Source organism: Streptosporangium sp. NPDC049078, from assembly GCF_040648855.1.
GTDB lineage: Bacteria > Actinomycetota > Actinomycetes > Streptosporangiales > Streptosporangiaceae > Streptosporangium.
This window is the reverse complement of the sequence record NZ_JBEZEL010000004.1, coordinates 431,524-458,146: the sequence shown is the minus strand read 5'-3', so window position 1 is coordinate 458,146 and position 26,623 is coordinate 431,524. Positions and strand designations below refer to the sequence as shown.

The 26,623-nt window shown below is 70.6% G+C and carries 22 protein-coding genes; 10 read left to right on the top strand and 12 right to left on the bottom strand.

Annotated elements, in window-relative coordinates; translation table 11 throughout:
- Window positions 1-267 precede the first annotated feature (267 nt).
- The 8 genes from kdpF (at window position 268) to AB0B90_RS09055 (ending at window position 10,281) form a co-directional block, all read left to right on the top strand.
- Window positions 268-357 (top strand): K(+)-transporting ATPase subunit F, encoded by a 90-nt coding sequence (kdpF, locus tag AB0B90_RS09090; RefSeq protein WP_350948848.1) that lies wholly within the window; start codon window positions 268-270, stop codon window positions 355-357.
- On the top strand, window positions 357-2,018 hold the full coding sequence (kdpA, locus tag AB0B90_RS09085) for a potassium-transporting ATPase subunit KdpA (RefSeq protein WP_350948847.1): 1,662 nt from the start codon (window positions 357-359) through the stop codon (window positions 2,016-2,018). Before kdpF ends, kdpA begins: the two co-directional genes overlap by 1 nt.
- Window positions 2,019-2,071: 53 nt before the next feature.
- A complete protein-coding gene (gene kdpB / locus AB0B90_RS09080; RefSeq protein ID WP_362921810.1) occupies window positions 2,072-4,192 on the top strand; it encodes a potassium-transporting ATPase subunit KdpB in 2,121 nt (706 codons plus the stop codon).
- The gene (locus AB0B90_RS09075; RefSeq protein WP_350948846.1) at window positions 4,193-5,047 is read left to right on the top strand and encodes a potassium-transporting ATPase subunit C; all 855 of its coding nucleotides are present in this window, start codon (window positions 4,193-4,195) and stop codon (window positions 5,045-5,047) included.
- A complete protein-coding gene (locus tag AB0B90_RS09070) occupies window positions 5,044-7,605 on the top strand; it encodes a sensor histidine kinase KdpD (protein WP_362921790.1) in 2,562 nt (853 codons plus the stop codon). Before AB0B90_RS09075 ends, AB0B90_RS09070 begins: the two co-directional genes overlap by 4 nt.
- A gap of 139 nt (window positions 7,606-7,744) precedes the next feature.
- On the top strand, window positions 7,745-8,581 hold the full coding sequence (locus AB0B90_RS09065; protein ID WP_362921788.1) for an aldo/keto reductase: 837 nt from the start codon (window positions 7,745-7,747) through the stop codon (window positions 8,579-8,581).
- Window positions 8,582-8,780: 199 nt separating this feature from the next.
- Window positions 8,781-9,209 carry an Rrf2 family transcriptional regulator gene (locus AB0B90_RS09060; RefSeq protein ID WP_362921786.1) on the top strand — a complete coding sequence of 143 codons (429 nt, stop codon included), beginning with the start codon at window positions 8,781-8,783 and terminating at the stop codon, window positions 9,207-9,209.
- A 127-nt stretch (window positions 9,210-9,336) separates the two neighbouring features.
- Window positions 9,337-10,281: a sulfite exporter TauE/SafE family protein gene (locus AB0B90_RS09055; protein ID WP_350948840.1), complete on the top strand. Its 945-nt coding sequence runs from the start codon at window positions 9,337-9,339 to the stop codon at window positions 10,279-10,281.
- A gap of 183 nt (window positions 10,282-10,464) precedes the next feature.
- On the opposite strand, the gene AB0B90_RS09050 is transcribed toward AB0B90_RS09055, so the two are convergent.
- The 5 genes from AB0B90_RS09050 to AB0B90_RS09030 all read right to left on the bottom strand — a co-directional run bounded on the left by AB0B90_RS09050 (window position 10,465) and on the right by AB0B90_RS09030 (window position 17,945).
- Window positions 10,465-11,898 carry an Ig-like domain-containing protein gene (locus tag AB0B90_RS09050; RefSeq protein ID WP_350948839.1) on the bottom strand — a complete coding sequence of 478 codons (1,434 nt, stop codon included), beginning with the start codon at window positions 11,896-11,898 and terminating at the stop codon, window positions 10,465-10,467.
- 169 nt (window positions 11,899-12,067) lie between these two features.
- A complete protein-coding gene (locus tag AB0B90_RS09045; protein ID WP_362921783.1) occupies window positions 12,068-13,138 on the bottom strand; it encodes an S-methyl-5-thioribose-1-phosphate isomerase in 1,071 nt (356 codons plus the stop codon).
- Between the two features lie 259 nt (window positions 13,139-13,397).
- Complete coding sequence (locus AB0B90_RS09040; protein WP_350948837.1) at window positions 13,398-13,982, bottom strand: DUF305 domain-containing protein; 585 nt, start codon at window positions 13,980-13,982, stop codon at window positions 13,398-13,400.
- Window positions 13,983-14,193: 211 nt separating this feature from the next.
- A complete protein-coding gene (locus AB0B90_RS09035) occupies window positions 14,194-16,092 on the bottom strand; it encodes an ABC transporter ATP-binding protein (protein WP_362921780.1) in 1,899 nt (632 codons plus the stop codon).
- Window positions 16,089-17,945 carry an ABC transporter ATP-binding protein gene (locus AB0B90_RS09030; protein WP_362921778.1) on the bottom strand — a complete coding sequence of 619 codons (1,857 nt, stop codon included), beginning with the start codon at window positions 17,943-17,945 and terminating at the stop codon, window positions 16,089-16,091. The genes AB0B90_RS09035 and AB0B90_RS09030 overlap by 4 nt, the downstream gene beginning before the upstream one ends.
- Window positions 17,946-18,310: 365 nt before the next feature.
- On the opposite strand from AB0B90_RS09030, the gene AB0B90_RS09025 reads away from it, so the two are divergent.
- Both AB0B90_RS09025 and AB0B90_RS09020 read left to right on the top strand, forming a co-directional pair.
- The gene (locus tag AB0B90_RS09025; RefSeq protein ID WP_350948834.1) at window positions 18,311-19,117 is read left to right on the top strand and encodes a UTRA domain-containing protein; all 807 of its coding nucleotides are present in this window, start codon (window positions 18,311-18,313) and stop codon (window positions 19,115-19,117) included.
- Between the two features lie 277 nt (window positions 19,118-19,394).
- A complete protein-coding gene (locus tag AB0B90_RS09020) occupies window positions 19,395-20,666 on the top strand; it encodes an MFS transporter (protein ID WP_362921776.1) in 1,272 nt (423 codons plus the stop codon).
- Between the two features lie 158 nt (window positions 20,667-20,824).
- On the opposite strand, the gene AB0B90_RS09015 is transcribed toward AB0B90_RS09020, so the two are convergent.
- The 7 genes from AB0B90_RS09015 to AB0B90_RS08985 all read right to left on the bottom strand — a co-directional run bounded on the left by AB0B90_RS09015 (window position 20,825) and on the right by AB0B90_RS08985 (window position 26,579).
- Entirely contained in the window at window positions 20,825-21,784 is a 960-nt protein-coding gene (locus tag AB0B90_RS09015) for an endonuclease/exonuclease/phosphatase family protein (protein ID WP_362921774.1), read from the bottom strand.
- Window positions 21,785-21,889: 105 nt separating this feature from the next.
- Complete coding sequence (locus AB0B90_RS09010; RefSeq protein WP_350948831.1) at window positions 21,890-22,948, bottom strand: LLM class flavin-dependent oxidoreductase; 1,059 nt, start codon at window positions 22,946-22,948, stop codon at window positions 21,890-21,892.
- 242 nt (window positions 22,949-23,190) lie between these two features.
- Window positions 23,191-23,967, bottom strand: a complete 777-nt coding sequence (locus tag AB0B90_RS09005) for an MBL fold metallo-hydrolase (protein WP_350948830.1) — start codon at window positions 23,965-23,967, stop codon at window positions 23,191-23,193.
- Between the two features lie 251 nt (window positions 23,968-24,218).
- Window positions 24,219-24,767 (bottom strand): hypothetical protein, encoded by a 549-nt coding sequence (locus AB0B90_RS09000; protein WP_350948829.1) that lies wholly within the window; start codon window positions 24,765-24,767, stop codon window positions 24,219-24,221.
- On the bottom strand, window positions 24,764-25,231 hold the full coding sequence (locus AB0B90_RS08995) for a hypothetical protein (RefSeq protein WP_350948828.1): 468 nt from the start codon (window positions 25,229-25,231) through the stop codon (window positions 24,764-24,766). The genes AB0B90_RS09000 and AB0B90_RS08995 overlap by 4 nt, the downstream gene beginning before the upstream one ends.
- Before the next feature lie 39 nt (window positions 25,232-25,270).
- Window positions 25,271-26,053, bottom strand: a complete 783-nt coding sequence (locus AB0B90_RS08990; protein WP_350948827.1) for a hypothetical protein — start codon at window positions 26,051-26,053, stop codon at window positions 25,271-25,273.
- A 25-nt stretch (window positions 26,054-26,078) separates the two neighbouring features.
- Complete coding sequence (locus AB0B90_RS08985) at window positions 26,079-26,579, bottom strand: hypothetical protein (protein ID WP_350948826.1); 501 nt, start codon at window positions 26,577-26,579, stop codon at window positions 26,079-26,081.
- Window positions 26,580-26,623: the final 44 nt, after the last annotated feature.

The following is a 26,623-nucleotide window of genomic DNA, read 5'->3' as shown; positions in this document are numbered from 1 at the left end:
CGTCCGGGGCAGGGGGACGCGGTCGTCCGGAGGTGGCCCGGGGCTCGCGTAGGGAAGGCGTCAAGTCTTGGCACCGGGGCGTATGGAACCCGTCAAGACGCGCGGGAAGCGCGGAAAACGGCGGTTTCCTTGCGTATGCCTCACCCGTCGGGTGATGGCGGACAAACCCCGGATGCGAGGAGTGGGGATGGCTGACGTCATCTTCGTCGCCCTGACGATCGCGGTCTTCGCGATCCTCGGGCTGGCCGTCAGAGCGGTGGAACGGTTGTGAGCGCCGTCAACGCCGTGGGTCTGGTCGTGGTCGCCGCCCTGGTGGTCTTCATGGTCGCGGCCCTGCTCTTCCCGGAGCGCTTCTGATGTCCTCGACCACGGCGGGGATCTGGTTCATCGGATCCCTCGTCGCCGCCCTCGCGCTGGTCCACCGGCCGCTGGGCGACCACATGTACCGCGTCTACACCGGTACGAGACATCTCGCCGCCGAACGCGTGATCTACCGGCTCGTGGGTGTCCGGCCGGACGTCGAGCAGAGGTGGGGCGTCTACGCCCGAGCCCTGCTGGCGTTCTCGGTGACATCCGTCCTGTTCCTCTACGGTCTGCAGCGGCTGCAGGACAGGTTGTTCCTGTCGCTGGGGCTCGCCCCGGTGCCCGACCACGTCGCCTGGAACACCGCCGTCAGCTTCGTCACCAACACCAACTGGCAGGCCTACCCGGGTGAGTCGACGATGGGCTACCTGGTGCAGATGTCCGGTCTGGCGGTGCAGAACTTCGTGTCCGCCTCGGTGGGCATGGCGGTGGCGATCGCGCTGGTTCGCGGCTTCGCCCGCAGGAGGACCGAGGAGATCGGCAACTTCTGGGTGGACCTGGTCCGCGGCGTCGTCCGCGTCCTGCTGCCGCTCGCCCTCGTCGGCGCGGTCGTGCTGCTGGCGGGCGGCCTGATCCAGAACTTCACCTCCCCACATGAGGTGACCACCCTGACCGGCGGCACCCAGACGATCACCGGTGGTCCGGTGGCCGGTCAGGAGATCATCAAGGAGCTGGGCAACAACGGCGGCGGGTTCTACAACACGAACTCGGCCCACCCGTTCGAGAACGCCACCGCCTGGACCAACTGGTTCGAGATCTTCGTGATCCTGCTGATCCCGTTCGCGCTGCCCCGCACGTTCGGCCGCATGGTCGGCGACCCCCGGCAGGGCCACGCGATCGTCGCGATCATGGGGACGATCGCGCTGGCGAGCGTCGCGCTGCTGACCGCGCTGGAGACCGCCCACGGCGGCACGGTCCCGCAGTCGGTGGGCGCGGCGATGGAGGGCAAGGAGGTGCGCTTCGGCGTGCCCGGCTCCGCCGCCTTCGCCGCGGCCACCACGCTCACCTCCACCGGAGCGGTCAACTCCTCCCACGACTCGTTCACCGCGCTCGGCGGCATGCTCACGATGTTCAACATGATGCTCGGCGAGGTCGCCCCCGGCGGCGCGGGCGCGGGCCTGTACGGCATGCTCGTCCTCGCGGTGATCACGGTTTTCGTGGCCGGCCTCATGGTCGGCCGCACCCCCGAATACCTGGGCAAGAGGATCGGCTCCCGCGAGATCAAGTTCGCCGCGATGTACTTCCTGGTCACGCCGCTGCTCGTGCTGACCGGCACGGCGCTGGCGATGGGCTCGGCCGAGCGGCGGGCGAGCATGCTCAACGGCGGCCCGCACGGTTTCTCCGAGGTGCTGTACGCCTTCACCAGCGCTTCCAACAACAACGGCTCCGCCTTCGGCGGCCTCAGCGCCAACACGCCGTGGTACGACGTCGCCCTCGGCCTGTGCATGGCCTTCGGCCGCTTCCTGCCGATCGTCTTCGTTCTCGCCCTGGCCGGATCCCTGGCGAGGCAGGCGCCGGTGCCCGTCTCCGCGGGCACGCTGCCCACGCACCGCCCGCAGTTCGTCGGCATGGCCGTCGGCGTGACGGTGATCCTCGTCGCGCTGACCTTCCTGCCGGCCCTGGCGCTCGGCCCGCTCGCGGAGGGAATCCAGTGACGCCCCGGACGCTCGAAGTGCGGGGCACCGCCCCCGCACCGGGGGAGGGAAAGGTGGGCGGCGGCCTCCTCGATCCCCGGCAACTGCTCACCTCGCTTCCGGAGGCGGTCAGGAAGCTCAACCCGGCCACGCTCTGGCGCAACCCGGTGATGCTGATCGTCGAGGCCGGCGCGGCCTTCACCACGGTGCTCGCCGTGCTCACCCCGTCGTTCTTCGCCTGGGCCACCGTGGTCTGGCTCTGGCTCACGGTGATCTTCGCCAACCTGGCCGAGGCGGTCGCCGAGGGGCGCGGCAAGGCCCAGGCGGCCACGCTGCGCGCCGCCAAGCGCGACACCACGGCGCGGCGGCTGCGCGGACGCGACTCCACCGGCTGGGACGTCGTCGGAGCCTCCGAACTGCTGCGGGGTGATTTCGTCGTCGTGGAGGCGGGGGAGATCATCCCCGGTGACGGCGACGTGGTCGACGGCATCGCCTCGGTGGACGAGTCGGCCATCACCGGTGAGTCCGCCCCGGTCATCCGCGAGTCCGGCGGCGACAGGTCGGCGGTGACCGGCGGCACGAAGGTGCTGAGCGACCGGATCGTCGTCCAGATCACCCAGCGGCCCGGCGAGAGCTTCATCGACCGGATGATCGCCCTGGTCGAGGGCGCCGACAGGCAGAAGACGCCCAACGAGATCGCCCTCAACATCCTGCTCGCGGCCCTGACGATCATCTTCCTGGTCGCGACCGCGACCATGCAGCCGCTGGCGATCTACGCCAAGGCCCAGAATCCCGGCGTACCTGACTCACTCGCCCTCACCGGGGACGGTGTCACCGGTGTCGTGCTGGTCGCGCTGCTGGTGTGCCTCATTCCGACCACCATCGGGGCGCTGCTCTCGGCGATCGGCATCGCCGGCATGGACCGGCTCGTGCAGCGCAACGTTCTCGCGATGAGCGGCCGCGCGGTCGAGGCCGCGGGAGACGTCAACACCCTGCTGCTGGACAAGACCGGCACCATCACGCTGGGCAACCGGCAGGCGTCGGAGTTCCTCACCGCCCCCGGGGTCTCCGCCGACGAGCTGGCCGCGGCCGCGCAGCTGGCCAGTCTCGCCGACGAGACCCCAGAGGGCCGTTCCATCGTGGTCTACGCCAAGCAGGCGTACGGCCTGAGGGAGCGCGGGCCGGGAGAGCTGGCGGGTGCGGAGTGGATCGGGTTCACCGCGCAGACCCGGATGAGCGGGGTCGACCTCGACCGCCGCCGGATCCGCAAGGGCTCCGCCACCGCCGTCATGAAATGGGTACGCGAGCACGGCGGTCACCCCACCGACGAGGTCGGCGGCATCGTCGACGCGGTCTCCGGCTCCGGCGGTACCCCGCTGGTCGTCGGGGAGGTCACGGGGGAGGCCGGGGGCACCGGGAACGCCGGGGACACCGGGAACGCAGTGGGCAGGGCGCGGGTCCTGGGGGTCGTCCATCTCAAGGACGTCGTCAAGCAGGGCATGCGCGAACGCTTCGACGAGATGCGCAGGATGGGCATCCGCACCGTCATGATCACGGGCGACAACCCGCTGACGGCGAGGGCCATCGCCGACGAGGCGGGTGTGGACGACTTCCTCGCCGAGGCCACGCCCGAGGACAAGCTCGCCCTGATCAGATCGGAGCAGGAGGGCGGCAGGCTGGTCGCGATGACCGGAGACGGCACCAACGACGCGCCCGCGCTCGCTCAGGCCGACGTCGGGGTGGCGATGAACACCGGCACCTCGGCCGCGAAGGAGGCCGGCAACATGGTCGATCTCGACTCCAACCCGACCAAGCTCATCGAGATCGTCGAGATCGGCAAGCAACTGCTCATCACCCGCGGCGCGCTGACGACCTTCTCGATCGCGAACGACGTCGCCAAGTACTTCGCGATCATTCCCGCGATGTTCGCGGCGGTCTACCCGGGCCTGGACGCGCTGAACGTCATGCGCCTGTCCAGTCCGCAGTCGGCGATCCTGTCCGCGGTCGTCTTCAACGCGGTCGTCATCGTGGCGCTGATACCGCTCGCCCTGCGCGGTGTGCGCTACCGCCCCTCCAGCGCGTCGAGGCTGCTCAGCCGCAACCTCTACGTCTACGGTCTGGGCGGGATCGTCGTGCCCTTCGTCGGCATCAAGTTGATAGATCTGATCGTCCAGTTTCTTCCGGGGATGTCTTAAATGGAACGCCTGCCCAGCTGGATCCTCCGGCATCTCGCCGCGCTCCGCGCGCTGCTCGTCCTCACCCTCGTCACCGGGGCCTTCTACCCGCTCGTGGTCACCGGCATCGCCCAGACGGTGTTCCACGCCGGCGCCAACGGCTCCCTCGTCCAGAAGGACGGAAAGGACGTGGGAAGCGCGATCGTCGGCCAGAGCTTCACCGGCGCCGACGGCAGACCGGTCGGCCGCTACTTCCAGAGCAGGCCGTCGGTGGCCGGTGCCGGCTACGACATGCTCGCCACCGCCGCGAGCAACCTCGGGCCCGAGGATGTCGTGGACGTCCTGCCCGTCCCCGGGACGAACGGCGCCGACGGCAGGCGGAGCCTGCTCACCCAGGTCTGCGCCCGCTCCAGGGCCGTCGGGGAGCTGGAGGGGGTCAGTGGCGCCCGGCCGTACTGCGCGCCCGACGGGGTGGGCGCCGTGCTGAAGGTCTTTCCCGTCGCGGGCATCCCCTCCCGGGTCGTGAGCGTGAACCAGGCCTGTCCCGCGAGCCCGTTCGTCGCCGAGTATCGTGGTGTGAGGGTCGAGTGCGGCAGGCCGGGCGAAGATTACACGGCCGGGCGCACCGTCCCGGTCCGCGGCACGGCGAGGGCCGTGGTGCCCGCAGACGCGGTCACCGCCAGTGGCTCCGGCCTCGACCCGGACATCTCCGTCGCGTACGCCGACCTTCAGGCACCCCGGGTGGCCAGGGAGCGCGGCCTTCCCGTGGAGACGGTGAGGGGGCTGATCATGGAGAACACCACCGGCCGTCCCCTCGGCTTCATGGGCGAACCGGCGGTGAACGTCCTCGAACTCAACCTGGCCCTCGACCGATGAGCAGGGGGCGAGGGCGGCTGCGCGTCTATCTCGGGGCAGCTCCGGGTGTCGGCAAGACGTACATGATGCTCTGCGAGGGGCACCGCCGCCTCGCGAGGGGCACCGACGTCGTCGTGGGCCTCGTCGAGACCCACGACCGTCCCCGCACCGCCGAGCTGCTCGACGGCCTGGAGGCGATCCCGCGCAAGAGCATGGTCCACCGCGAAAGCGTGTTCACCGAGCTCGACGTGGACGCCGTCATCGCCAGGAGGCCCAGGGTGGCCCTGATCGACGAGCTGGCCCACACCAACGTGCCGGGCTCGCGCAACGCCAAACGCTGGCAGGACATCGAGGAGATCCTGGAGGCGGGCATCGACGTCATCTCCACCGTCAACATCCAGCACCTGGAGTCGCTCAACGACGTGGTCAAGGAGATCACCGGGGTGGCCCAGCGCGAGACGGTGCCTGATGAGGTGGTGCGCCGCGCGGACCAGGTGGAGCTGGTGGACATGGACCCGGAGGCGCTGCGGCGGCGGATGGCGCACGGCAACGTGTACGCCCCGGAGAAGGTCGACGCGGCACTGTCGAACTACTTCAGGGCCGGCAACCTGACCGCGTTGCGTGAGCTGGCGCTGCTGTGGGTGGCGGACAAGGTCGACGAGCAGCTCGACCGCTACCGCGCCGAGCACGGCATCGCGGGCACCTGGGAGGCGCGCGAGCGCGTCGTGGTCGCGCTGACCGGTGGCCCGGAGGGCGACGCGCTGATACGGCGGGCCGCCAGGGTCGCGGGCAGGGGCCAGGGGGCCGACCTGCTGGCCGTGCACGTCACACGCTCCGACGGCCTGGCTGGAGCCGACCCCGCGAGCACGGCCCGTCAGCGCACCCTGGTGGAGAACCTGGGCGGCACCTACCACCAGGTCGTCGGCGACGACGTACCGACCGCACTGCTGGACTTCGCGCGCGGCGTGAACGCCACCCAGCTGGTGCTGGGGGCGTCCCGGCGTGGCCGGTTCGCCCAGATCCTCTCGCGGGGGGTCGGGGTGACCACGACCGCGCGCTCCGGGTCCATCGACGTTCACATGATCACTCACGACGAGGTGAAAAGGACACGTGCCCGCGCTCCGTCACGGGCCGCGCTGACCCGCACCCGCCGGGTGGCGGGCTGGCTCCTCGCGGTTCTCGGGCTGCCGCTCCTGACACTGGCACTGCGGCCCTTCCACGGCGCCGTGAACCTGCCGAGCGACATACTCCTCTTCCTGCTCATGGTGGTCGTGGTCGCCCTGGTCGGCGGCATGTGGCCGGCCGTCACCGCCGCCGTGCTCGGCTTCCTGCTGCTCAACTACTTCTTCACCGCGCCCGTCGATCGCCTCACCGTCGCAGCCCCGGAGAACCTGTTCGCGCTGAGCGTCTACGTACTGGTGGCCGTCATGGTGAGCGCGGTCGTGGACGTCGCCGCCCGCCGTACCCGGGATGCGGCCCGCGCCCGCGCCGAGGCGGAGGTCCTCTCCACCCTGGCCGGGCACGTGCTCCGCGGCGAGCACGCGCTCGCCTCGCTGCTCGCCCGCCTGAGGGAGACCTTCGTGCTGGCCTCGGTCACCATGCTGGAACGCGTCGGCGAGCAGGGACCCGACGACCAGTCCGACCCCGAGGCGTGGCGGATCGTGGCCACCGCCGGTGACGCGCCCTGCACCTGCCCGGGAGTCGCGGACACCGACGTCGTCGTCGACGAACGGCTCGTCCTGGCCATCCGGGGCAGGCTGCTGGAGGCGTCCGACCGGCGGCTGCTGGAGGCGTTCGCCGCAGAGGCGGGGGTGGCGCTGCGGCAGGACCGGCTGGCGCGGGAGGCGGAGCGGGTCAGGCCGCTCGCCGAGGCCGACAGGATGCGCACCGCGCTGCTCGCCGCGGTCAGCCACGACCTGCGCACCCCGCTCGCCTCGGCGAAGGCCGCCGTGGAGAGCCTGCGCAACACCGGCGTCGACTGGTCCGCCGAGGACAGGCGGGAGTTGCTCGCCACGGCGGACGAATCCCTGGTCAAGCTGGACCGCCTGGTCACCAACCTGCTCGACATGAGCCGCCTGCAGGCGGGAGTGCTCGGGCTGGCACTGGAGCCGACCGCGTTCGAGGACGTCGTGCCACGCGCCGTCGACGACCTCGGCCCGCTGTCCCGGTGGATCGAGGTGGACCTCTCCGACGATCTGCCCGAGGTCGTCGCCGACCAGGTGCTGCTGGAACGAATCCTGGTCAATCTCATGTCCAACGCCGTCCGCCACAGTCCCGAGGGCCGAAACGTCCTCGTCACGGCCGGCGAGTACGGCGACCACGTGGAGCTCCGCGTCGTCGACCGGGGGGCGGGCATCCCGCGTGACGCCTACGACCGGGTCTTCATGCCCTTCCAGCGGCTCGGGGACCGCGACAACCACACCGGCGTCGGCCTGGGGCTCGCGCTCTCCCGAGGGCTCGCCGAGGCGATGGCGGGCACCCTGATGCCTGAGGAGACACCGGGCGGCGGTCTCACCATGGTCCTGACACTTCCGGTTTCCTCCCCCTCGCGACCGCGCCCCCCGGAGGAACAACGGTGACCCGTGTCCCACCGCAGTGGAACGAGGCTCGAGGGCTGTTTTCCGGCGTCTCCGCGTACTTGGCCGATAGGACTCGCACCCGAACTCCCCGCCGCGCCCGGTGACAGCCGGTAGGGGGCTGCGTGGAAGGCTGTCAATCATGACTGTTCTGGACATTCCAACGGTGAAACTGGTCAACGGCGCGGACATCCCGCAGGTCGGCCTGGGAACCTGGCCCATGTCGGACGCGGAGGCGGAGATCGCGGTCGCCGCCGCCGTCGAGATGGGCTACCGGCTGGTGGACACCGCCCACGCTTACTACAACGAGACCGGGGTGGGGCGTGGGCTGCGGGCCTCCGGCGTGCCGAGGGAGGAGTTGTTCGTCACCACCAAGCTACACGACGAGTGGCACGGATACGACGCCGCGCAGGAGGCCTACCAGGCCAGCCTGGACCGGCTCGGCCTCGACTACGCCGACCTCTACCTGATCCACTGGCCGCGGCCGCGCAAGGATCGCTACGTGGAGGCGTGGAAGGGCATGGTCAAGCTGCTGAGGGACGGTCGCGTGCGGGCGATCGGCGTGTCGAACTTCAAACCGGCCCACATCGAGCGGCTGCTGGCCGAGACCGGCGTGGTGCCCGACGTGAACCAGATCCAGCTCAACCCGTTCCTCACCCGTGACGAGCCCCGGGCCTACAACGCCGAGCACGGGATCGTCACCCAGTCCTGGAGTCCCATCGGGCGAGGGGGCGACCTGCTGGAGCATCCGGTCGTCACGGCCGTCGCCGAGCGGCACGGCAGGCCCCCCGCCCAGATCGTGCTGCGCTGGCACATCGAACTCGGGCTGATCACCGTGCCGAAGTCGTCCAGTTCCGACCGGATAAGAGGCAACGCCGACATCTTCCACTTCACCCTCACCTCCGAGGAGGTCGCCGAGCTGTCCTCCCTCGACCGGGGGGAGGCCGCCGCGATCGACTCGGACGCGGCCGACGGCTGACCTCATCGGACCTCGGCGAACCTCACCGCCTCGCTGACCCCTCGCCCGCCGGTCAGGTGTCGCCGCCCGCGGCGACCGGGTCTCGCGCAGCCACGAGAACATTTCACGGTTAACCTATAGAGATAGTAGATTTAATCGAGACCAGCCCGTATGAGGTCGGCGGCCGGAGGCAGAGGCGCACTGTCGGGGGGACTTTCGGATGCACGTCACGGCTCGGAGCGACTACGCCATAAGAGCGATGCTGGTCATCGCGCTGAGCGATCCCGACCCGGTCAAGTCGGAGACGATGGCCCAGGCGCAGGAGATCCCGGCGAGTTTCCTGCGCGGCATCCTGACCGATCTGCGCCGCGCCGATCTCGTCTTCGCCCAGCGGGGGCACGAGGGCGGCTTCACGCTCGCCCGGCCGCCCGTCGACATCTCGGTCGGGGACGTGCTGCGCGCGGTCGGCGGCGAACTGACCTCGGTGAGGGGAGCGCCGGCCGGTGACGTCGCCTACTTCGGAGAGGCGGCGCGACTGCGAACCGTGTGGCTGAACATCGAGACCTCGATAAGCGCCATCGTCGACACCGTCAGCCTGGCGGCCCTCCTGACGCCGGCGACCCGGACCGGCGGTCGGCGCAGGGGGTGACCTCGTGCGTGGGACGAAGATTCCCATCCTTTGAGACGCCTTGCTTGAAACGTGACTTGACGTCGCCTTGGCCTTCATTCACCATAATTCCTATCAACAGAGTGGGAAAAATAGGAAGGGGGGCTTTGTGCGTGCGCTCATCCTCTTGGGCCTGGTCGGCTTCGCGGCGCAGCTCGTCGACGGAAGCCTCGGCATGGCCTACGGTGTCACCTCGACGACTCTGCTCCTGGCCATAGGTACCAACCCCGCCGCCGCCTCGGCCACCGTCCACCTCGCCGAGATCGGCACCACCCTCGCCTCCGGCATCTCCCACTGGCGCTTCAACAACATCGACTGGAAAGTCGTCGCCAAGATCGGTGTTCCCGGCGCGATCGGCGCGTTCGTGGGAGCGACCTTCCTGTCCGGCCTCTCCACCGAGGTCGCGGCCCCGATCATGTCGATCATCCTGCTCACGCTGGGTGTCTACGTCCTGATCCGCTTCACGGCCTTCGGCCTCCCGCGCGGCAACCTGGGCAAGCCGCTCCGCAAGCGCTTCCTCGCCCCCCTCGGCCTGGTCGCCGGGTTCGTCGACGCCACCGGTGGTGGCGGCTGGGGGCCCGTCGGCACCCCGGCGATCCTCGCCAGCGGCCGCCTGGCGCCGCGCAAGGTGATCGGTTCCATCGACGCCAGCGAGTTCCTGGTCGCCATCGCCGCCAGCGTCGGCTTCTTCGTCGGCATCGGCTCCGAGAACATCGACTTCTCCTGGGTCGCCGTCCTGCTGATCGGTGGTGTCATCGCCGCTCCCATCGCCGCCTGGCTCGTCCGTCACATCCCGCCGCGCATCCTGGGCTCCGCCGTCGGCGGCATCATCGTCCTGACCAACATCAGGACCCTGCTGCGCAGCGACTGGATCGACGCCTCCGGTGGTGTCCAGACCGCCGCCTACATCACCATCGCCGTCCTGTGGGCCGCCGCCATCGCCTACTCGGTCCGTGAGTACCGCCGCGACCGGGACAACGAGACGGTCGAGGCGATCGAGGAGGAGGAGAAGCGCCGCGCCGCGGAGCAGGAGACCGCGGGCACCGCGAGCTGACCCCGGCGGCGTCCTCCGGCGCACCGCACGCGTGAAGGCCCCTCTCGCACGAAGCGAGAGGGGCCTTCACGCGTTTGTGCCCGTCCGGTCCTCGTCCTGAGGTCGCGCGTGACGGTCAGGACTCCGGGAGGGGCGGGACGGCCGGTCGGTTCGTGGTACGCGTCCCCGGGACGCCGCCCGCCTTCACGGGCTCTTGGTCATGGGCAGGCAGGGCGGCGTCTGGAACACCACGCCGTCCAGGAAGTTGCCGGCCGTCGGGGTGCCTCCCGCGGCCGACACCGACTCGAAGGCGAATCGTGTGGTGGTCTGTCCGGGAGGGACGACGTACGTCCCGGTGTACTGGCGCCAGGCGGTGTTGTCGTCGGAGATGTCCGGGGAGGAGGCCCCGGTGGGGACCTGGGCCACGGTCGCGCCCGGTGCGCCGATGAGCACCCGCATCACGTCGGTACCGAGACGGCCCCGGTGATAGAGCGACCAGGTCATCGGTGTTCCCGGAACGGTGGGCAGGTCCTGATAGAGGGTGGAGACCTGGTTGGCGTTGAGCTCGGCGAACTGCCGGCCCTCGGCGGCCGGGATCCCGCTCGCGCCGCCGGGCCAGAACTCCAGCTTGTTGTCGGTGGCGGTGGTGCGCCAGCCGACGGCGGGGTTGACGGAGGCGTCGGAGATGGACCAGTCGACCGTGGCCACGGGCGGTGCCTCGAAGCCGCCGTTGACCAGGTTGACCGGTGTGTAGGCACAGGTGACCGTGACCGTGACCGTGGCGGTGCTGGTTCCGCAGGCGGTGGTGATGGTGTAGGTGAAGGTGTCGGTGCCACCGAGGTTCGCCGCGGGTGTGTAGACCACGGTGCCACCGGAGATCGTCGCGGTGCCGTTGGCGGGCTGGGTGACGCCGCTGATCGTCGGTGAGGTCGCGGTGTCGTTGGCCAGGACGGGCACGCTGACGGCCGTGCCCTGGCCGGTGGTGGCGGTGTCGTCGGTGGCTCTTGTGGGTGAGATGGACTGCCCGGTGGCGATCTGGATCGGGGGGGCGGGTGTGTTGTTCCCGAGCTGGCCCGGCGCGGCGATGACGCTGCTGATCCCGGTCGGCCGGATGGTCATCGCTCCCCCCGCGGTGCCCTGCCTCACCTGGAAGGTGATCACCTTCGCGGGCGGGTCGGTCTTGGTCCCCGAGGAGGCGATCGTCAGGGTGGTGCCACTGATGGTGCCGGTCCCCGACTGGCCGATGACGTCGGCGTGGGCGAGCAGCGACGACAGGTCCCAGGTGGTGGTGTAGCGGCTGACCAGCAGCGGCCACTGGGCCGTGCGGTGCGCCAGCGTAATGGTGAAGATGCCGCCCGGTGCGATCTGTCCGCCCCACAGGGGCGGGGAGGTGACGACCGGGACCGACCCGCTGCCCAGCCTCATGCCGAGCGCGTTCTTCCAGTAGTAGTCCACGGGGTAGGTCGCCTGTCCCTGCCGGACGCACGGCGCGGCGGCTCGTTTGACGTCCTGGCGCGCGGTGGCGGTGGCGGTGGCGTGCGCACCGGTGTCGGCCGTCGCGGGTGTCCCCGGTACGGCCAGCAGCGCCAGCAGGGCGCAGGCCAACGCGGTGAGCGCGGATCTGGATCGTTGTGACACCAACGTCGAACTCCCGTTCTGTCGTGAGGGATGTCCTCGTAGATCAACTTCACAGCGCACACTACTCTCTGTGGTCGATCTGTCGCGTTAGGTGTTCACGTGGCTTCCGTGTCGCGTCCGGCGTACGGCGTCGGCACCGCGGACCGGACCGCACCCCGGGCCGGAACGGCTACAGCGGGTGGGCCGGGGCGTCCGCCGGCGGACGCCCCGACGGGCCGAAGTGCTCCGACACGCGCTCGGCGGGGTAGGCGCCGTTCTCGGTCACGATTCTCGTCACCAGGTGCGGCGGGGTGGCGTCGAAGGCGGGATAGTGGCCGGTCACGCCCTCGCCCGCGGTGCGGGTCCCCAGAACGTGCAGGACCTCGTCGCCGTTCCGCCGTTCGATGACGACGTCGCCGATACCCGGTGCCCGCGGATCGGGTGCCGGGATCACCACGTAGTACGGGACGTCGAAGGCGCGGGCGGCGAGCGCCACCCCGAGGGTGCCGACCTTGTTCACCACGTGCCCGTCCATCGTCACCCGGTCCGCCGCGGTCAGCGCCACGTCGGCGAGCCCGTCGGACAGTACCGAGGCGACCATCCCGTCGGTGATGAGGGTGGGCCGGTAGCCCATCTCCACGAGTGTCGGCGCGGTCAGCCGTGCCCCCTGCAGGTAGGGCCGGGTCTCGGTGCAGATGAACTCCAGTCGCTTGCCCGCCTGCTGAGCGGCCTCGACGGTGGCTATCAGGTAGGCGTCCGCCCAGCAGTGGGTGAGGACGCGGGCGCCGTCGTCGAGCAGCGCGGCCGCGTGCCTGCCCATGGCCGCGCTGCTCGCCAGGTAGGCCGCGTCGTGCTCGGACGCCGCCCGGGTCACGGCCTCCACCAGCTCGTCCCCGCAGGCCTGCGGCAGTGGCCCGTTCACCGTGGCGGCGAGGACGGCCTCCACGGCGTCGCGGATGTGGTTGTTCGTGGGCCGGGTCGCGATCAGCCGGTCGCCCGCCTCGCGCAGCCGCACCGCGGCCCGGCCCGGCGGCTCGCCCCGCGCCTCGCGGGCGGCCAGTGTCATCCCGGCGGTCGCCGCGAACGAGGGGCCGGTGCTCTGGGTGACCATCCGCTCGATGGCCACCGCGACGTCCTCGCTGGTGGCACAGCGCACCCAGCGGTGCTCGAAGGGATAGACCCGGCGGTCGAGGATCTCCACGGCGTCCTCGGTGATCCGGACGGAGTCCGCGAGGACAGGGCGCCTTCGGGTCGTGCTCATGAGACCTCCAGCGGGGGATCGGGCGGTCTGCCACCGTTCTGCTCGCCACACCGGACGCCGCTCGGCGTCACCGCCGCCACCGCGACCCGGTTGCGCCTCGCGCTTATGCCCTTTTTGGGAGGCTGTGTACCCACGGAGGGCGGGTCGTTCCCGGACAACCCGCCGCTTTGAAGGAACGAAGAGCCCGGGCGGACCCGGAGACGAGGTCAGAGGGACACCGAGTCGACCGGAAGTGGATTCGGCGGAAGCCGGAGACGGGTCAGGCGAGCTTCTCGCCGATCTCGGCGATCTGGGCGCGCTGCTCGGTGACCATCTTCTCCGCCAGGAGGGTGGTGGGCCGGTGCCTGCCCAGCGCGATCGCGACCTGGGCCATCTGGACACCGCTGTTGAGGTGCTTGCCCAGCACGCTCAGCCACAGCTTGTCGAAGGCGGCGCCGGACCGTTTCTCCAGGGAGGCGATCTGGGTGGCCGACAGCATGCCCGGCATGTCGTGCGCGGAGTGGTCGCCCTCGGCCGGTACCTCGACCTCCCACGACCGCAGCCAGCCCGACATCAGGTCGATGTCGGCCGCCTCCTTTTTCTTGATCTTCGCGGCGAGGTCGTTCACGTACGGGTTCTCGCTCCGGCCGGTCACCAGGTCGGCGAGCTGGATCGTCTGCCGGTGGTGGGGGATCATCTCCTGGGAGAAACGGACGTCCGCGTCGGCCCGATCGCCGGCGAGTCCCACCGCCTGGACGGGGGTTTCGGCGGTCATGGCCGCTGACGAGCACCCGGCGGCCAGCATGGCGGAGACCAGCAAGGAGGCGGTCAGAGACCGTCGCTTGCGCGACCGCCGGGTGCTCATCGAAATCACTGCCCCTTTCCTGCGGGTGGGAAGGATCATTCGTGCCGTTCCGCCCTGAGATACGCGGGTCCCCTTCCCGCGGTTCAGGGTTCGCCGGAAATCGTGTGCCCGGAATTCCGGGCGCCGGTTCTGCGGGCGGGGCACGGAATTCCGGGACCGGGGAGCGAGGGAAGGCGGTTCGGGAGTGTGAGCCCTCCCCGCCGCCGGTGGGTCAGCCGGGGGCGTCGCGGTGGTCGGAGACGCTGTCGAGCCAGGCGCGGTGCAGGTCGGCGTAGCGGCCCGCCCGCTCGACGAGCTCGCCGGGCGGGCCGTCCTCGGTGATCCTGCCACCCTCCATCACCAGCACCCGGTCGGCGATCTCGACGGTCGACAGGCGGTGCGCGATGATCAGGGCCGTCCGGTCCGCGAGGATCGTCCGCATCGCCCGCTGCACCAGCCGCTCGCCGGCGACGTCCAGGCTGGACGTCGCCTCGTCGAGGATCAGCACCGCCGGGTCGGCGAGGAACGCCCTGGCGAACGCCACCAGCTGCCGCTGCCCGGCCGACAGCCGGCCGCCGTGTTTGCCGACCTGGGTGTCGTACCCGTCGGGGAGCGCGGAGACGAACGTGTCGGCGCCGATCGAGCGGGCCGCCGCCACGATGTCCGCGATGCTCGCGCCGGGTCGGCCGAACCTGATGTTGTCCGCCACCGACCCGCTGAACAGGAAGTTCTCCTGGGTGACCAGGACCACCGCGGCGTGCCGCGTCTGCTCGCCGAGGTCGCGCAGGTCGACCCCGTCCAGCAGCACCCGCCCCGCGACGGGGTCGTAGAACCTGGAGGTCAGCTTCGCCAGCGTGGTCTTGCCCGCCCCCGTGGTGCCGACGAGCGCCACGGTCTGCCCGGCGGGGACCACCAGATCCAGCCGGGGCAGCACGGGGGTGCCGTCCAGGTAGGAGAACTCCACGCCCTGGAACTCGATCCTTCCGCGTGGCCGCTCCAGCGCCACCGGGTCAGCGGGCTCGGCCACCATGGGGTGCTCCTGCAGAACGCCGGAGAGCTTCTCCAGCCCCGCACCGGCCGACTGGAACGTGTTATAAAATTGCGAGATCTCCTGCATCGGCTCGTAGAACTGGCGCAGGTAGAGCAGGAAGGCGGCCAGCACTCCCACCGTGACCTCGCCCTGGATCGCGAGCGTGCCCCCGTAGAGCAGGACGGCCGCGATCGTCACGTTCCCGATGAGCTTGACGCCCGGAGAGAAGATCGCGACCAGGTGCATGCTGCGCCGGTTGGCGTCGCGGTAGTCGGCGTTCAGCTGGGAGAAGATCGCCTGGTTGCGCGGCTCCCCGCGGAACGCCTGGACCGCGCGCATGCCGGCCATCGACTCCACGAAGTGGACGATCACCAGCGCCACGGTCTCCCGGGTCCTGCGGTAGACGATGCTCGACTGCCGCCGGAACCAGCCGGTGAACAGCATCAGGACCGGCAGCGGCAGCAGCGCGACCACGCCGAGGTGGACGTCCAGGACGAGCAGCAGGACCGCCGTGCCGACCAGTGTCAGCACGGCGGTGACGAGGTCGTCGAAACCCGACTGCAGCATCTCGGAGATGGCGTCGATGTCGGAGGTGAGCCGGGAGACGACCCGGCCCGAGGTGTAGTCCTCGTGAAACGAGAGCGACAGCCTCTGGAAGTGGACGAACACCCGCCGCCGCAGTTCCAGCAGGATGCTCTGGCCGATGTGCCCGGCCATCCTGAGGAATATCCGCCGGGTCACCAGCTGGACGGCCGCCGCCGCCAGGATCGCCACGACGACCGTCACCAGCGTTCGCGGCCCCGCGCCCGCCAGTATCGGCGGGATGCCCGCGTCGATGCCCACCTTGACCAGGTAGGGGATGGAGAGCGAGGCGGCGTTGCAGGTCACGATGATGACGACGAGCAGGACGAGTCTCCCGCGGTACGGGCGCAGCAGGTCGCCCAGCAGCCGCCTGGACCTGTCACGCAGCAGGAACGACACCTGCGCCGACAGCTCCTCCTGGTTCTCGGCCGCGACGCCCCGCCACTCCCGGGACCCGTTCGCGTTCTCGGCACCGGAAGGCTTGGCCGAGGGATGGGTGGAGGGTTCGGTCGCGCTCACAGCCGCGCCTCCTCGGCCTCCGGGGCGGCCGACAGCAGCGCGCGGTACTCGGGCACGCTCGCCATGAGTTCGTGGTGCTCGCCGACGTGCGCGATCGTGCCGTCGAGCAGCAGGGCCACCCTGTCGGCGAGGAGTACGGTGGAGGCCCGGTGGGCGACGACGATCCCGGTCGCCTCGCGCAGCACATGCCGGAGCGCCTCCTCCACCAGGGCCTCGGTCTCGACGTCGAGGGCCGACAGCGTGTCGTCCAGCACGAGAATCCTGGGACGGCTGAGCACCGCGCGTGCCAGTGCGAGCCGCTGGCGCTGGCCGCCGGACAGGGACATGCCCTGCTCGCCGATCCTGGTCTCCAGCCCCCACGGCAGTGTGTGGACGAACCCGGCCTGGGCGATCCGCAGCGCCTGCTCGATCTCCTCCTCACTCGCGTCGTGCCGTCCCAGCGTGAGGTTCTCCCTGACGCTCATCGAGAACAGCGTCGGTTCCTCGAAGGCGGTGGCGACCATCGAGCGCAGTGTGGGCAGCGGCAGGTCGCGGACGTCGACCCCGTCGATCGTGACCCGGCCGGTGCCGACGTCGTGCAGCCGTGGCACCAGGGAGGTCAGCGTGGTCTTGCCCGACCCCGTCGCGCCCACGACCGCGAGCGTCTCTCCCGGACGCACCTCCAGCCAGACGTCGTGGAGCACGGGTTTCCCGTCACCGGGGAAGGTGAACCCCGCTCCCTCGAAGCGCAGGTGCCCTCGGGGCCGTTCGATCACGGCGGTACCTCCGACGATCTCCGGTTCGGTGTCGAGCACCTCCATCACCCGGTCCGCCGCGGTCATCGCCTCCTGGCCCATCGTGAGGATGAAGCCGAGCGCGGAGACGGGCCAGACCAGTTGCAGCATCAGGGTGGCGAAGGCCACCAGCGTGCCCAGCGTCAGCGTGCCGGAGCCGACCGCCAGGGCACCGAGCAGCAGCACGAGCGCGAGGGTGATGTTCGGGATCACCTCAAGGAAGGTGAAGAACCTGGCCGACAGGCGGACCTTCTCCATCGAGGTCCCGTAGACCTTCAACGCCCCTTTCTCGAAGATTCCGGAGACGTACGGGCCGCGGCCGAACGCCTTGATCGTGCGGATGCCGGCCGCGGACTCCTCGACGACCGTGGCGAGGTCGCCCTGCTCGTCCTGGACCCGCCGGGAGATGGTGATGTACTCGCGTTCGAAGCGCAGGGTGGTGACCATGATCGGCACCGCCGAGGCGACGACCAGCAGCCCGAGCGGCCAGTACATGTGGAGCAGCAGCCCGGTCACCGTCGCGATCTGGACGGTGGTGAGGACGAGGAAGAGCAGGCCGAAGCCGAGGAAACGCCGGATCGTCGACAGGTCGGTCGTCACCCGGGAGAGCAGCTGGCCCGACTGCCAGGAGGAGTGGAACCCCATCGGCAGCCGCTGGAGGTGGCGGTAGATGTCGTCGCGGAGGCTGGTCTCCAGGCCGAGGACGGCGGCGGCCAGCAGCCACCGCCTCAGGAAGACGAGCAGTGCCTCGATCACGCCCAGCGCGCAGGCGAGCAGCGCGAGGGGTGGCACGGCCCCCGCCTCGCCGCGGGCGACGGGACCGTCGATGATCTCTCTGCCGATCAGCGGGATGGCGATGCCGATCGCGACCGCGGTGAGGGACAACACCCAGATGGTGACAAGGCGGCCGACGTACGGGCGGAGGTAGGACTTCAGTCGCCACAGGGAGCCCGTCCCGGCGCGGCGCGAGGGGAGGGGGCGCGAAGTCAGGGATGCCGGGTTGGTGGCGGAGGCGTGAGTGTTGTCGGTATTGTCGGTGTTGTTGGTGCTGGCTGAGGTGTTTCCGGTGTCAGGGGGCATCGGCAGGCGGCACGCTCCTCACGGTGTTCTGACGAGGTGAGAGCCGTCCGGGGCAGGGCAGGCCGGAGCGCCATCCCTCCCAACCGGTCTCCCGTACCACCGCTCCAGGTGGCGCCCCGTCGGATCACCGCCACCCGCGTGACGCGGGCGACCATCCAGTTTCCGCACCCGGCTGCGGCGTCGGCAACTGATCTGACGGTCGGCATGGTGTAACCACCGGGCCAGAATGCCCATTGACCGCGAACCCCCTCCTCGGAGTGAACGGGCGGGTCCGACAGCCTTTCCGGTGCGCGAGGCAGTGTCACCGCGCCAAAATAGGGGGGCTAAAATTCCCGGTGGTGTCGAGCGCGAGGAGGCGGCCCCCGATGGACCTGAAGACGCTGCACGAGGTTTCCGGGCTGAGCGACCCCATCGAGCGCGCGCGGGTTCTGAGCCGCCTCGTGACCGAAGAGCAGGGACTCGTCGCGGAGGCGGCGAAGATGCGCCGTCAGGCGATCGCCGAGGCCCGTGACTCCGGGATGAGCCTGGAGGAGATAGCGGCGCGCCTGGGCGTGTCCCCCGGCCGCATCTCCCAGATGAGGAAGGGGCCGGCGGCGCGGGTCCCCGAGGGTCCCACGGTCCGTGAGCCGAAGGTCGTGGTGCGGCGGGCGCTGCCCACCGACCCCGCCGATCGAGGCTCGGCGTCCCTGTTCCTCGCCGAGGCGGAAAGGCAGGGCGTCACGCCCGGCCGCAGAATGCTCTACGTGGGGCCGGAACCGGCCGGTGAACACGTGGCCGCGCGCCTGCGCGTCGAACCCGGTGCCGAGGTGATCGCCCGCAGGAAGATGATGACCGCCGACGGGATCCCGGTGCGCGTCGCCACCAGCTACTTCCGGGCGGACCTGTTCGGGGGCACCCGCCTCGCCGAGCCGGGGTTCGTGAAGCCGTCACTGCAGGCGGCGCTGATCGCCCTCGGCCACACCTTCGGCCGCGCCGAGGAGAGCCTGACGGCCCGCCCGCCGACCTCCTTCGAGTACGAGACCCTGGAGCTCGAACCGGGGGAGTGGGTCGTTCACATCCTTCGCACCGGCTACTCCGACGAGGACGTCCCCGTCCACGTCCTGGAGACCGTCTGCGCCGCGAGCAGGCACGTCTTCCCGATCGGCCAGGTCTCCGGGCACGACGAGTTCTGACCGGCCCCGCCGGGTTTCCCGCACACACCCGCGCACCCGAAAGGCGGAGGCGAGACGGACCCGCCCGCCGTGCCCGCGACGCCGCCTCCACGACCGGGTGACGCTTCGTCCTGAAGAGGAAAAAAGGGGAGGCCGCAGCGGGCTGGGCGACTGTATGGTCTGTGACATGACCTGGCGACATTGATCCTGAACGATCGGTCGGTCCGGCGCGAGCTGCCGTGGACCTCCGGAGATGCCGAGCATCCCGAAGTCCGCCAGCCCTCGCGAGAAGGACCTCATGACCACTTCTTCTTTTCTCCGTGCTTTTTTTCGTGCGCCCGAAGGGCGTGCGAAGCGCCTCGCCGCGACGCTCTACGTCTACACCTTCCTTGATGAGTTCGTCCTGTTCTACCCGTTCTACGCGTTGCTGTTCGTCGACACGGGTCTGTCGACCGCCGAGATCTCCTCGCTCCTGGCGATCTGGTCGGTCACCTCCGTCGTGCTGGAGGTCCCCTCGGGGGTGTGGGCCGACGCCGTCTCGCGGCGCGCGCTGCTCGCCCTGGCACCGTTGCTCGCCGCGGCCGGTTTCCTCCTGTGGGTCGCGGCCCCCTCCTACTGGGTGTTCGCCGCGGGCTTCGTGCTGTGGGGTGCCTCGGGAGCGCTGCAGTCGGGCGCGCTGGAGGCTCTGGTCTACACCGAACTCGACCGCCTGGGCGCGACCGGCCGTTACGCCGCGGTCATCGGCCGTGCCCGCGCGATCGGCACGGGCGCCGTCATGCTGTCCATGGCCGTGGCCGCCCCGGTGTTCGCCGTCGGCGGCTACCCGCTGGTCGCCGCGGGCAGTGTCCTGGCGTGCGTGCTCGCCGCGGTGGCCGCGCTCGCCTTTCCCGAGCGCCGCGTACGCCCCGGGGAGGAACGCGAGGAGGCCGGTGGGGAGGAGACGCCGGCCGGTGGCTACGCCGCGATCCTGCGCGAGGGGCTGCGGGCGGCGCGCGCCGACCGGCCGGCGCGCCGGGCGCTGCTGCTGGTACCGGCGGTGACGGCCCTGTGGGGTTCGCTGGAGGAGTACACCCCGCTGCTCGCGGTCGGCACCGGCGTCACCACGCACGTCGTGCCGCTCCTGGTGCTTCTGGTCTCCGTGGGTGTCGCGGCCGGTGGCGTGCTCGCGGCGGCCGGGCGCAGCTTCACCGACCGGGAGTTCGCCGCGCTTCTCGCGTTCGGGGCGCTCGCGCTCGGCGCGGGCGCGTTCAGCGGCGTCGCGGTGGGGTTCGTCGCCCTCGCGACGGCCTTCTGCGTCTTCCAGATGGCGACCGTGCTGGCCGACGTGCGGCTTCAGGAGAGCATCACGGGCCCGGCACGCGCCACCGTGACCTCGCTGGCCGGGCTGGGTACGGAACTGGGCGCCGTCCTCGTCTACGGCGCGTACGCCGCGGCCTCGGCGCTCGTCGGCCATGCCGCGATCTTCACCGCCGCCGCGGTGCCGTACGCCGTCCTCGCCCTGCTTCTGTTCCTCGGCGGGTCCCGTTCGAGGAGGGCCGCGACCACCCGGTCCACGCTCGGCGGTCCATGAGGATCGCCGCTCCCGTCGGATCGGCCGGGATCGGCGTCCATGGGGCGGGCCGCTCCTGCAGGACCGGCGATCCTCGCCGGAGAGGATCGCCGGTCCGCGCCGGTGCCGTTCGGTGCGGACGGACCCGTCGGACCCCGGCCTGGCGAGTCGGGCAAAGGTCAGCGCTTGGTGAAGCGGGGCAGGCCCAGTTCGGCGAAGAGCGGACGATGATCGGTGTGCGGGAGGTGATGGACGCCGAAGGTCCTGATCGCCATGCGTGAGTCGGCGAGCACGTGGTCGATCGTCACACCGGGGACGTTCCAGCCCTGCCGCGGCCAGGTGGGCGTCAGGCCGTGCCCGGTGGCGTCGGCCACGTCGCGGTAACCGCTGTCGAGCAGATCGCGTACCGGCCGGTGGTCGAGGGTGGCGTTGAAGTCTCCGGCGAGCACCCGCAGCTCGCCGCCCGCCCTGGGCAGTGCCCGCAGTCCCTGTTCCCAGCACGGCACCCTGCCGCCGTACCGGGGCGCGCAGGGGTGGACCGAGACGACCTCGATCTCGTGGCCGCTCGGGTGCTGGATCACCCCTCGCGCCTGCCGGAACCCGCCCAGCGCGATCAGCGGCTTCTCGGTGATGGGGTGCCTGGAGTAGATGCCCGAGCCCCCCACCCCGTCGACCGCGCGGTCCACGACGTGGGGCATGCGACGGCGCAGCCCGGCCGCCTCCAGACGGTCGCGCGCGGCCGGGGTGACCTCCTGGAGGGCGAGTACGTCGGGGCCGAGGGAGCCCACCAGCCTCATCAGGGCGTCGGTGTCGCCCGCGCCGACGGCGAGGTTCGCGGCGAGCACCCGGAGCCGTCCTCCGTCGGCCGTGGGCTGGTCGTCGTCGCCGAAGTGGCGGGGGAGCACGATCGTCGCCAGCGTCGCGCTCGTGACCAGCGCGAGGGCCGCGGCCGCCCAGCGGCGCAGGCCCAGGGCGAGGAGTAGCGGGATCACCGAGGCCGCCGCCACGTACGGCGTGAACGCCACCAGGGCGACCCACTGCCAGATCGGGGTCCAGCCGCCGACCCTGAGCAACGCCCAGGCCGCGAAGGGCAGCACCGCCGGCCAGACCAGCAGGCTCACCCATCTCGATCTGATCATGCCCGGAGCGTAACGGTCCTCTGTGCAGTTTCGATGGAGATTGAGGTCTTTATCGGCGCATATGCCTGGAATCCGGAGATGCGCGTGCTCCGCGCCGCAGTCCGGTCAGGAGCCGCGGGTGAGGTCGTACGCCTGCGCGATGAGCTCGTAGGAGCGGATCCGGGCGGCGGAGTCGTGGACCATCGTGGTGATCATCAACTCGTCGGCCTCGGTGCGCTTGCGAAGATCCTCCAGCCCCTGCCGTACTCCGGCGGCGTCCCCCAGCACCAGCTTGGACAGATAGTCGTCGAGGAAGTCGCGCTCCATCGGGCTGTACGGGTGGTTCTCCGCCTCCTCGGGCGTGGGGATCGGCTGCGGGGCGCCGCGCCGCAGCCGCAGCATGGACAGCCCGCCGGAGCGGGCCAGGCGCAGCGCCTGCTCCGGGGTGTCGGCGGCGACCGCGGAGACGCCGATCATCGCGTACGGCCGGTCGAGCACGGCGGAGGGTTCGAAGGACGACCGGTACAGGTCCAGGGCGGGGATGGTGTTCTCGCCGCTGAAGTGGTGCGCGAACGCGAACGGCAGGCCGAGCCTCCCGGCGAGCCGCGCGCTGAAGCCGCTGGAACCGAGCAGCCAGATCGGCGGGCGGCCCGACTCGGGGGAGCGGGGCACCGCGACGACCCGCTCCAGAGGGTGGCCGTGCGGGAACGCGCCGTCCAGGAAGGCCGTCAGCTCGGCCAGCTGCTCGGGGAAGTCGTCGGCGTCCAGGCCGTGCCGCCCGCGCAGGGCCCTCGCCGTGGCGGGGTCGGTGCCTGGGGCCCGGCCGAGCCCGAGGTCGATGCGGCCCGGGTGCAGCGCGTGCAGAGTGCCGAACTGCTCGGCGACGACGAGCGGGGCGTGGTTGGGCAGCATGACACCGCCGGACCCCAGCCGGATGCTCCTGGTCGCGGCGGCGAGATGGGCGATCAACACGGCGGGCGAGGAACTGGCCACGGACGGCATGCCGTGGTGCTCGGCCACCCAGATCCGGTGATAGCCCCACTCCTCCGCACGCCTGGCCAGCTCGGTGCTCGCTCGCAGGGTCTCGGTGGGTGTCACGCCGGAACCGACGGTCGCCAGCTCCAGGATCGACAGGGGCACCTCGGAAGAGCCGCGGGCCGTCCCGCGGATGTCGTCATCAGCCATGTAGGCGGCAACCGGGCGAGGCGGAGGTTTATTTCTGCCGGTCACCCGGCATCGCCGCCGGGTTCCGCCGGTCGGCTCGTCGTGGCGTCGCCGCTGGGCGAGCTGTCCGGCTCTGCGGGCGGTTCGTCGTGGCCTGCCGTTGGGTGAGCTGTCGGGGTCCGCGGGCGGTTCGTCGTGGCGTCGCCGTTGGGTGAGCCGCCGGGCACGGCCGACCGGTTCGTCTCATCGCACCGCGGGATCGCCTACCGCACCCGGGATGATCGTCCCTCGGGCAGGCCCAGCGGGACCGGTCGTCCGGGGTCGGGGGAGACGAGCAGGTGGCCGAGACCGGCCTCGGAGAAGGCGGCGAGCACGTCCGCCCGGTTCTCGGTGAAGTGGGTCCAGCCCTCGACGTGGAGCGGCACGACCTGCCGGGCCTCCAGCAGGCGCGCGGCGGTCACCATCTCGGTGGCGTTCAGGGTGAGCCGGTCGTCGATCATGGGCGTGCGGACGGCGCCGCCGAACAGCAGGGCGACGTCGACGGCGGGAAACCGTCCGGCGATGAGCTCCACGCACTCCAGCGAGGCGTTGTCCCCGCTGACGTAGACGGTGGGCAGCCCGTCGCCGGTGAGCACGAAGCCGGTGACCTGACCGACGAAGGGCTCGCATCCCGGCGGGCCGTGCAGGGCGGGAACGGCGGTGACGCGGAGGCGGCCGACATCGTGGTGCTGCCAGGGGCGCAGTGGGGTGACCCCGGTGCGCTCGGCTGCCTCGGGCGTGCTCAGGGTCAGCGGCGCCGCGGACATCACCTGACGGCCCAGCCTGTCCAGGTTGTCGGGATGCTGGTCGTGACTGAGCAGCACCAGGTCCACCCGGCCGACGTCGGCGGGGGAGAGAGCCGGGCCGATGGTCTTGGTGAGCGTGAGCGGCCCGACGGGGTGGTCACCCGGCGGATCGAAGGTCGGATCGGTGAGAATGCGCAGCCCGCCGAGCTCCAGCAGGGCCGTGGGACCGCCGATCACGGTGATGGTGGTCGTCATGGCGGCTCCGTTCGTCGCACGGCCGGGCATCGTCTTGATCACAGCCTCGATCACGCGGGCCGAACGAGACGCGGGCCGATCTCCGATCGAGCGTATCTCCCAGAGGACGGCCTTCCCAGTAGGAAAGGCCGCGAGGATCTCGCGTGTCCCGCACCCGCCGGTCATGGCCGCCGCCCGGCGACCATGACCTCCCACCTGCGCTCTCCGGTGCTCTCACGGGGTCACGTCGCGCTCACGACCCCGCGGGACGGTCAGACGGGCAGGACCCGCAGGGCGGGGTAGCGAGGCGAGTTCAGGTACAGCTTGTCGGTGCCGTGCTCCTTCTCCAGCTCCAGGACGAACCGGTAGCGGTAGAGGCCCGGCCGGGCCTCGCTCATCACCGCCCCGGCCCAGTAGTAGTAGACGGCGGTGTACTGGTCGCGCATCCGGTCGGGGGCGCCGTAGACCTTGAGCTCGGTCATGATCCGGCGTTCGGCGACGTCGTCCTCGTCACCCTTCTCGATGTCGAGGAAGACCAAGTTGTTGATCTTCGGCATCGGCGGCCAGGTGCCGTCCGCGCGGCGGTGCATGTCGATGGGGCGGATGATCCAGTTGATCACCTGCCCCTGCTTGCAGATGGTCTCCAGGTGGTCGGTGCCCTGCCCGACCCCGCCGACGCTGTTGTCCATCATGTAGAGGCAACCGTCCAGGGACTTCGTCGCGGCGGCCCTCTCCATGTCGACGAGGGTCACCACGTTCAGCTGGACGGAGTTGAGCTGGCCACGATCGGTGAAGTCGGTGGCCGCGTACGCCTGGCTCATCGGCCCTCCTTTTCCTCGGTGACGGGACCGGCCAGGGCCGGTCGGGCGGTGGCGGTGAACGGCGTGCTGACGGTGCCGAGCAGGAACGAGAGCCGGTACGGGACCGGTTCGGTGAGGTCCTGCTTCACCTCGGCGGTCCAGAACACGATGTCGGTGCCGGGATACACCTTCTGCGTGGGTTCGGCGACTCGCGGGTCGATCTCGATGCCGGCGAGGGAGACGTAGGTCTCGCACTCCAGGGGGATCACGTTCCACAGCAGGGTGTCGCCCTTGCGCACCCGGCTGTGCAGCGCGGGGGTGCCGAAACCGGTGGACCCCGCGGTCTTGTTGGTGTCGTAGCAGTAGAGGTTGTCGTCGAGGTTCTCCGACGCCAGCGCGGCCACGGGGTCGACCACCGCGGTGATCGTCACGGGCCGGGTGGGCTTGGCGGTCCGGCTTTCCTGCTGCTTGTTCCTCGGGGGCATGTGGTTCCTCCGCTCGAAGGTGTTCCGATTCGGACGGGGTCAGCCGGCGGCGGGGACGGGTGGCAGGGGGAGCACGCCCAGTCCGGCACCGGTGAACCCGTTGCGCTTCGGATCGTTGATGATCTTGAGGCTGGACTCGCAGGTCAGGTCCACGGACTCCCAGACCATCTCGCCGCCCCGCTCGACCAGCTCGTGCAGCTGGATGTGCATCGTGTACGGATAGACCCCGGGCCGGCTCGTGTCCACGGTCGCGGCCCAGTACCAGCCGTCGTAGATCATGTCGGGGGACCCGTACTGGGCCGGATACATGATCTTCTCGCTCACGGCCTGGCCGGTGATGTCGGTGATCACCGGGGCCGGGTAGTTGTAGGCGCCGGAGCCGCTGGTGGTCTTGCCGGTGACGTCCAGCAGCTTGGCGTCGGTGAGACCGCGCCCGCCACCGCGCTTTTCCGCGTGCTTGCCGACCCGCCGCTGCAGCCGCTTGAGGTCGCCCTCGCTCACGCCACCCTCGGCGTTGAGCGAGGCGAGCTCGTTCAGCGTGCGCTGGTCGTCGGCGCGTTCCTGCTCGGCGAGGTAGTTGCGCGGCACCGTCGGCGGGATCGAACCCAGCGCCGCGGGCAACCAGTTGAGCACCTGCTCGGTCGCCTGCGACCCGTCGAGGAAATGGGTGCCGGGCACGATCGTCACCAGCTGCTCGGTGCCCACCCCGGTCGAGCCGAACAGCTTCATGTTGTCGAACCAGTACGTGTTGCCGTTGAGCGACCGCGTCTTGAGCGCGTTCTCGACGTCGAAGAGCACGATGATCCCGTGTTGCTGGGCCATGAGACCGCCTTTCGCGAAACGTGGCTCACACGCGCAGCAGCGCGGGCGAGTCGATGGACAACACGCTGTTGGGTCCTTCGTGGAGCCTGACGGAGAGCCGGTAGCGGTACGGGACACCGGGCGTCATGTCGTAGGGCACGACGCCCTCCCACACCAGCAGGTCGTGGTTCTCGTATCCGTTGGAGCCCATGGCGTCGACCGCCGCCCCGGACACGACACCGGGTGCCGGAACGGCGGAGTGGCCCACCGGGTGCGGTGACGCGGCCTGGCCGGCCGCGGGCGCGGCCGGGGCACCGGACAGGAACTCGATGGCCTGGATCTCGACCGGCGTCTGCACGTCCACGTGGATGGGCGTCCACTGGACGATCTGCCCCGGGGCGACCACCGTGACGAGGTCGGGGGTCCCCTTGTGCCTGCTTCCCGCCGCGCTGTCGTCGACGAGCGAGATATTGCCGTTGTGCAGCGTCCGGTCGGACAACGCCCCGACGGCGTCGACCATCACGACGATGCTGATCCTGTCTTGCATCGATCCTCCCTTGTCGGATGTGATTCGGGTCTGCGGGCCACCAC

Bases quoted from the DNA above. Each gene is read 5' to 3' on its own strand.
- kdpA (WP_350948847.1), top strand. From the start codon at position 357: ATGTCCTCGACCACGGCGGGGATCTGGTTCATCGGATCCCTCGTCGCC.
- AB0B90_RS08990 (WP_350948827.1), bottom strand. From the start codon at position 26,053: ATGGCCCAGCAACACGGGATCATCGTGCTCTTCGACGTCGAGAACGCG.
- AB0B90_RS09030 (WP_362921778.1), bottom strand. From the start codon at position 17,945: ATGCCCCCTGACACCGGAAACACCTCAGCCAGCACCAACAACACCGAC.
- AB0B90_RS09065 (WP_362921788.1), top strand. From the start codon at position 7,745: ATGACTGTTCTGGACATTCCAACGGTGAAACTGGTCAACGGCGCGGAC.
- AB0B90_RS08985 (WP_350948826.1), bottom strand. From the start codon at position 26,579: ATGCAAGACAGGATCAGCATCGTCGTGATGGTCGACGCCGTCGGGGCG.
- AB0B90_RS08995 (WP_350948828.1), bottom strand. From the start codon at position 25,231: ATGCCCCCGAGGAACAAGCAGCAGGAAAGCCGGACCGCCAAGCCCACC.
- AB0B90_RS09045 (WP_362921783.1), bottom strand. From the start codon at position 13,138: ATGAGCACGACCCGAAGGCGCCCTGTCCTCGCGGACTCCGTCCGGATC.
- AB0B90_RS09075 (WP_350948846.1), top strand. From the start codon at position 4,193: ATGGAACGCCTGCCCAGCTGGATCCTCCGGCATCTCGCCGCGCTCCGC.
- AB0B90_RS09070 (WP_362921790.1), top strand. From the start codon at position 5,044: ATGAGCAGGGGGCGAGGGCGGCTGCGCGTCTATCTCGGGGCAGCTCCG.
- AB0B90_RS09000 (WP_350948829.1), bottom strand. From the start codon at position 24,767: ATGAGCCAGGCGTACGCGGCCACCGACTTCACCGATCGTGGCCAGCTC.
- AB0B90_RS09005 (WP_350948830.1), bottom strand. From the start codon at position 23,967: ATGACGACCACCATCACCGTGATCGGCGGTCCCACGGCCCTGCTGGAG.
- AB0B90_RS09040 (WP_350948837.1), bottom strand. From the start codon at position 13,982: ATGAGCACCCGGCGGTCGCGCAAGCGACGGTCTCTGACCGCCTCCTTG.
- AB0B90_RS09015 (WP_362921774.1), bottom strand. From the start codon at position 21,784: ATGATCAGATCGAGATGGGTGAGCCTGCTGGTCTGGCCGGCGGTGCTG.
- AB0B90_RS09010 (WP_350948831.1), bottom strand. From the start codon at position 22,948: ATGGCTGATGACGACATCCGCGGGACGGCCCGCGGCTCTTCCGAGGTG.
- AB0B90_RS09020 (WP_362921776.1), top strand. From the start codon at position 19,395: ATGACCACTTCTTCTTTTCTCCGTGCTTTTTTTCGTGCGCCCGAAGGG.
- AB0B90_RS09060 (WP_362921786.1), top strand. From the start codon at position 8,781: ATGCACGTCACGGCTCGGAGCGACTACGCCATAAGAGCGATGCTGGTC.
- AB0B90_RS09025 (WP_350948834.1), top strand. From the start codon at position 18,311: ATGGACCTGAAGACGCTGCACGAGGTTTCCGGGCTGAGCGACCCCATC.